Source organism: Microcoleus sp. B4-C1 (genome assembly GCF_036705285.1).
Lineage (GTDB): Bacteria > Cyanobacteriota > Cyanobacteriia > Cyanobacteriales > Microcoleaceae > Microcoleus.
In genome coordinates, this window is sequence record NZ_JAUBUC010000166.1 from 1 (window position 1) to 5,934 (window position 5,934).

The 5,934-nt window shown below is 45.7% G+C and carries 6 protein-coding genes; 2 read left to right on the plus strand and 4 right to left on the minus strand.

The window, feature by feature from the left end:
- Positions 1-68: 68 nt before the first annotated feature.
- Positions 69-1,448: a bifunctional UDP-N-acetylglucosamine diphosphorylase/glucosamine-1-phosphate N-acetyltransferase GlmU gene (gene glmU, locus QUB26_RS30990; RefSeq protein ID WP_333246946.1), complete on the minus strand. Its 1,380-nt coding sequence runs from the start codon at positions 1,446-1,448 to the stop codon at positions 69-71.
- A gap of 99 nt (positions 1,449-1,547) precedes the next feature.
- Positions 1,548-1,832: a hypothetical protein gene (locus QUB26_RS30995; protein WP_333246945.1), complete on the minus strand. Its 285-nt coding sequence runs from the start codon at positions 1,830-1,832 to the stop codon at positions 1,548-1,550.
- 81 nt (positions 1,833-1,913) lie between these two features.
- Here QUB26_RS30995 and QUB26_RS31000 point away from each other — a divergent pair, with 81 nt between their 5' ends.
- Both QUB26_RS31000 and QUB26_RS31005 read left to right on the plus strand, forming a co-directional pair.
- Positions 1,914-2,870: a hypothetical protein gene (locus QUB26_RS31000; RefSeq protein ID WP_333321138.1), complete on the plus strand. Its 957-nt coding sequence runs from the start codon at positions 1,914-1,916 to the stop codon at positions 2,868-2,870.
- A gap of 26 nt (positions 2,871-2,896) precedes the next feature.
- Positions 2,897-3,721 carry a sulfurtransferase gene (locus QUB26_RS31005; protein WP_333321140.1) on the plus strand — a complete coding sequence of 275 codons (825 nt, stop codon included), beginning with the start codon at positions 2,897-2,899 and terminating at the stop codon, positions 3,719-3,721.
- A gap of 235 nt (positions 3,722-3,956) precedes the next feature.
- Here the strand turns inward: QUB26_RS31005 and QUB26_RS31010 are convergent, their stop codons facing one another.
- Positions 3,957-4,079, minus strand: coding sequence for a hypothetical protein (locus QUB26_RS31010; RefSeq protein ID WP_333303033.1), 123 nt, complete (start codon positions 4,077-4,079; stop codon positions 3,957-3,959).
- 33 nt (positions 4,080-4,112) lie between these two features.
- Positions 4,113-5,585, minus strand: a complete 1,473-nt coding sequence (locus QUB26_RS31015; RefSeq protein ID WP_333246939.1) for an MBOAT family protein — start codon at positions 5,583-5,585, stop codon at positions 4,113-4,115.
- Between the last annotated feature and the right edge of the window lie 349 nt (positions 5,586-5,934).

A 5,934-nucleotide genomic window follows, 5' to 3' on the forward strand; every position in this document is an offset into this window, starting at 1 on the left:
GTCCCGCCCGTCCTTTTTGGACGGGCGGGACGCCCATCCCACTTTCAAGAGTGGAAGTTATTTAATTCTCATTCCTTCAACTTCCAACCTGGTTTGACAACTTGCCGGGAACGAGCCATTACTAAACAATCATTCGGCACATCTTCTGTCACCACAGAACCCGCCGCTACAGTAACATCTTCCCCCAAAGTTATCGGTGCAACCAGCACGCTGTTAGAACCCGTTTTACTCCGATCGCCTATTTGAGTTTTGTGCTTGTTTTTTCCGTCATAATTCGCCGTAATTGTCCCAGCACCGATGTTGACTTTTTCTCCCAAAGTCGCGTCGCCTAAATAAGACAAGTGAGCGACATTAGTTCGATCGCCTATTTGAGTATTTTTCAATTCTACAAAATTGCCGACGCGACAGTTAGCCCCAATTTCTGCGTGTCCCCGCAAATGTGCGTAAGGGCCAATTCGCGAATTTTTAGCAACCATACTGTCAGAAACCACTGAATAAAGCACAGTCACATTTTCCCCAATCTGACTGTTTTCGATCAAACTGCCGGGGCCAATGCGACTCCCGGAGGCGATCGAAGTATTTCCCCGCAAGTGAGTTTGCGGCTCAATTACCACATCCGGCTGCAACTCTACGGTATCGTCGATCGTGATGCTGTTGGGATCGAGCAGCGTCACTCCCGCCGTCATCCACTTGTCCTTTATCCGCATTTGCAAAATATCGCAAGCTGTGGCTAAATGTTTGCGATCGTTAATTCCCAATATTTCTTGATAATCTTCCACATCCACCGCCATCACCGGACTGAGGAAATTTACCGTATCAGTTAGGTAATATTCTTTTTGGTCATTATCTGCCTTCAATTCTGGCAAAATTTTCTCTAAATCCGGCCAGTGAAAGCAGTAAACACCTGCATTAATTCGGTGATTTTGCTTTTGAGCTTGTGTGCAGTCGCGGTGTTCGACAATTTGCTGGACTAAGTTTTGACTGTCGGTAAATACTCGTCCGTACCCTTGGGGATTCGGTAAATTAGCTGTCAATAAAGTAGCAGAGTTTTTGTGCTGTTTGTGAATGGCCATCAATTGTTTGATAGTTTCTGCCCTCAGCAAAGGTACATCCCCATTTAAGACCAGCAAGTCTCCTTGAAATCCCTCTAAGTGAGGCAGCAATTGTTGGATGGCATGACCGGTTCCCAATTGTTCGGTTTGTTCTACAAATTCTAGGGGAGGAGATTGAGGATTTTTCCCTGATATTTCTTGACCTCGAATCAGGGATTCTTTAACGAGTTCACCTCGATAACCGACGATGACAAGTCGCCTGGTAATTTGAATTTCTTGACAACTTTGGAGGACTCTCTCAACTAGCGATCGACCGCCTAATTCGTGTAGAACTTTAGGCAAGTCAGATTTCATGCGCGTGCCGCGTCCAGCCGCTAAAATTGCTATTGCTACCATTGTGCGATCGAGTTATTTGCTATAAAAACTTGAATATTGACTAACTGATGATATCACTCGCTGTCCGCCGATGGCACTGCGATCGCACAAATTTTTCATCTAAAATTTCCCATCTCGCATCCGCGCGATCGAGCATTTTTCCAGGCGGATGCTGGTTGTAGGGGCGACGCTTGCAATATCTGGACTGGCGCGCCCGGTATCAAAAACCTGGTTGCAGCAGCAGTATTTGGCGGCTGAGCAAGACGACTTGCATTCCTCACTACAAACCTGAGTTCGGCTTAAAGCCAAGCAATGCAAGTCATTCCCCAAGGGATGCCAGGGGGAGGGAGAGTGAGAATTTGCATCTTTGGGCTGGGATTTGCCGCGATATATTATACTATTCATTGAATTTCAGTTAGGGTGTTTTTAACTTAAAAAAACTATTTATGAATTTTTCATTCCTTCTGCATTATCAGGTGTCCAGCTATGACAGAGCTTAATTTTCAGGAACTTGCCAAGCAGGGAGATATTGCCACTGCGATCGCATCTTGGCTCAACAGCCAGTTGCAATCTGAAGGCATCACAGCCTCCGCTAATCTCGACGGCGATTGTTTGGATGTAATTCTTGAGGCCGAGCAGGTACCGAAAGAAGATACATTAGTTGATTTTGTTCGCACCGAGCTGACCAATTTGCAGCCGGATTCGATTCGCAAAGTGAAGGTTGAGGGCCGACAAAGCGGTCAGATTGCTGCTGCTTGGAGTCACGAGTTTAGTTTGGACAACAGCACTTTTGAACAACAAAGTTTTGCAGGAGAATCTGTACCAAATACTGCTGTTGCTAATATGGACGATCGCACAGAGATGGAGAACAATATTGAGGAGGAAAAACCGTCGGAACTTGCTGCATTTGAAAACCGACTGCGATCGACTTTCATTGTAGTCGGGCTAGTAACGGGTATGTTGGCGATCGCCGTGGTGGCGTTTGTCGGTAAAATTTTGAACCAGCCAGCAGCAACTGCGGGCAATAATCCCGATGAAACAGCAGATTTAGCAACTGCACCAGATACTTTTCGAGAAGCCGTTAACAGCGCACTCAAAGCAGCAGAATTAGGGCGATCGGCAAAAACCAAGGAAGATTGGAGTACAGTTATCGATCGTTGGCAAGAAGCCGTCTCATTAATGAGAAGAGTACCAGTTTCTAGCCCCAACCATCAACTAGCTCAAGCAAAAGTAATCGAGTATCAGAAATATCTGCTTTACGCTCAAGAAGCAGCAGTAACTCCCCCTCAGCCAACTCCAACTCCCGCACCAGCCGAAAAACCACCTTCGGAAAAAGCAACTCCTAAAAAATCTAATTCTGAAAAAAGAGCTTCGGAGAAACAAACTTCTAAAAAATCTCGTACCGATAAAGCAGAACCCGATAAAAAAGCTCCTTCCCGATAAATGTTAAAACATAGATTTGAATACTTATGACTGACAACACTTTAATCGTTTCTCCTGAATGGTTAGCCACCAATACCGACAATCCGCAAGTTGTAATCATTGACTGTCGTTTTTCCCTTGCCGACCATGAATTGGGACAAAAACAATATCAAGAAAGTCACATTCCCGGAGCTTTCTATTTAGATTTAAACCGCGATCTCGCGAGTGCTGTGGGCAAACATGGCGGTAGACATCCGCTGCCAAATATTGAAGAATTAGCTGATAAATTGAGCGCGATCGGCATTAATTCACATGAAAATTTAGTCGTCGCCTATGACGATTCGCGACTGGCTTTTGCCGCTCGTTTGTGGTGGCTGCTGCGATATATGGGACACAGCAAAGTCGCTTTGTTAGACGGCGGTTTCAGTGGCTGGAAAGCGGCGGGCTATCCGGTAACAAATATTTTGCCAGAACCCCGTGAGGGTAAATTTGTTGCTCATTTGCAACAGGATTTGGCGGTAGATATTGAGGCGGTAAAAGAGCGTAAAGACTTGCCGGGAAAGGTTTTGGTTGATTCGCGAGAAAGCGAGAGATATGAAGGTTTGCGGGAGCCGATCGACCCCATTGCAGGCCACATTCCGGGTGCGGTTAACTATCCTTGGCAAGGGGTGACGGATGAAACTGGAAAAGTGCGATCGGCATCCGAACAAAAACAGCGGTGGACAGAATTAGAAAAAGCGGAAGAAATCATCGTTTATTGCGGTTCCGGGGTGACGGCTTGCGTCAATTTACTGTCTTTAGAAATCGCCGGAATTCCCGATGCTAAACTTTATGTCGGTAGCTGGAGTGACTGGTGTTCTTATCAGTTGTAGGGTGCACTCCTCGATATGATTGTTGACTGTTGACTGTTCACTGTTGACTGTTCACGGCGTCAACCGTCAACCGTCAACCGTCAACATCATGCCGGTGTAACCGGAAATGATATCAAAGCGAAATTCCTCGCTATGAGGACTAATGAGTTCTTCAGTCCTCTTTGAGAGGACTTTCGCTATGAGACAGGGAATTCATTCCCTGGCGGACTGTTGGGTGAGCGGGAGGACTGGCGGACTAAAAGCTTAAGTTGACACTAATAGGTAGCGGGTAATCACTTCGACTGACATCTTGCACCATTCTCAAGAACAGGCAAGATGCCTGTTCCACAAGAAAATCTACTCTTTGTGGAACAGGCATCTTGCCTGTTCAGAAGGCGAATTAAACAATACCCTAAAAATCAAAATAAATATAAGGCAAACCGCCTTCGGGAGCCAACAGCCAAACCGCATACAAACAAAGCGGCACTAACACCAATTTCATCGGCCAATTTAACTCTAATTTCAAACCCCGACTCAACGCATAATTCCCCAGCATCGCCACAGCCAAAGCAGCCAACATCCAAGCTAAACTCACTCTATCTAAACCCAAAGCTTCTACATAAACTTTCTCAGCAAACTGCACATCAGCAGTGTGTCCCCACAAATGCGAAATCGCCCATCCAGAATCCTTTAAATCGGGAAGTCGGAAAAATATCCAACTACCAAAAACCATCGCCTGAGTCAACAGCCAACCGATCGCAATCCCGATCGGATTTTCCCACAAAAACTCGATCCGCAACCGCTTAAACAGCACATCACTCAGCCTGTGAACCGCCAAAGCTAAACCGTGTAAAACCCCCCACACAATAAATCCCCAAGCCGCCCCGTGCCAAATTCCCGCAATTAACATGACAATAGACAAATTCAGACAAGTGCGCCACAAACCGACTCGCGAACCGCCCAAAGGAAAATACAAATAATTGCGTAGCCAATCGCCTAAAGTCATGTGCCAGCGTCGCCAAAAATCAGCTATGCTGGCACTAAAATAAGGAAAATCAAAATTTGGTGGCAAATACCAACCCAGCAGCAAAGCAGTACCCCGCGCCATGTCAACATAGCCACTAAAATCAAGATAAAGTTGCAGCCCGTAAGCCAAAATCGCCAGCCACAAATCCTCGCTACCCGCCCGCTGTAAATTGGTAAAGCTTAAATCGACATAAATTCCCAAGTTATCTGCGAAAAGACCTTTTTTTACTGCACCAAAGGCGATCGTCCAAAGTCCCTCAGAAATGCGATCGGGCGTTGGAAATTGTTGGGTTTTCAGTTGATATATCAAGTTGTGATACCGAGTAATCGGGCCGGAAATCAGTTTTGGAAAAAACAACTTGTAAGCAGCAAAGTGCAGCAGCGAAGTAGCAGCAGGCGCGCCTCGGTACACGTCAATCAAATAAGCAATGCACTCAAAGCAAAAGAAACTCAATCCCAGGGGTGCGATGACGTGACTTTTCACCCAGTCAGCCCCGTCGATAGCAAAAGGCCAATTTAACAAAGTGCCGATCGAACTCAATAAAAAAGGCACATACTTAAAGCCCAGAAGCAGCAACACATTCAGGGAAATTCCTATCCACAGCAGCAACAAACGGCGGCGGTTCCAAGATTCATTAGCAATCCGCCAATCCAGAGGTTCCCCAATCGCCATCCCCAAGCAGTAATTAAACAAAGCAGCGACTAACAGCAGAGGGATGTACCAAATTTGCAGCGAAGCATAAAAAATCAAACTACCCGCCAACATGATGAACAGTCGCCACCACTGCAGCGGAACCAACCAGTAAGCCGCGAACAAAACTAACAGAAACAGCGCATATTGAAGGGAGATGAAAGTCATACCATTTTAGATTTTAGATTTTAGATTTTAGAATTGGGAATGGCTTATTTTGTATGGGTTTGGATTCCGGGTCTACTGTTGCATTATTTTTATTAATCGAGACTTTGCTAAGAACAAGATTTATCCTGGATTTTAGCCGATCGCCCACACGAAAACAGGCCCTCGGTAAGTCCCTACTATATAGTCGGCAACTGAGAACTGCTACATTTTACAGCACAAAGGTTAAATTCTGTTGCAAATTAAATAAATCTTGCCTGCTATAAATTAACTCTCTTAGGAATGAGAATTAAATAACTTCCACAAGTTTGTGGGATGGGCGTCCCGCCCGTCCGTTTTGGACGGGCGGGAC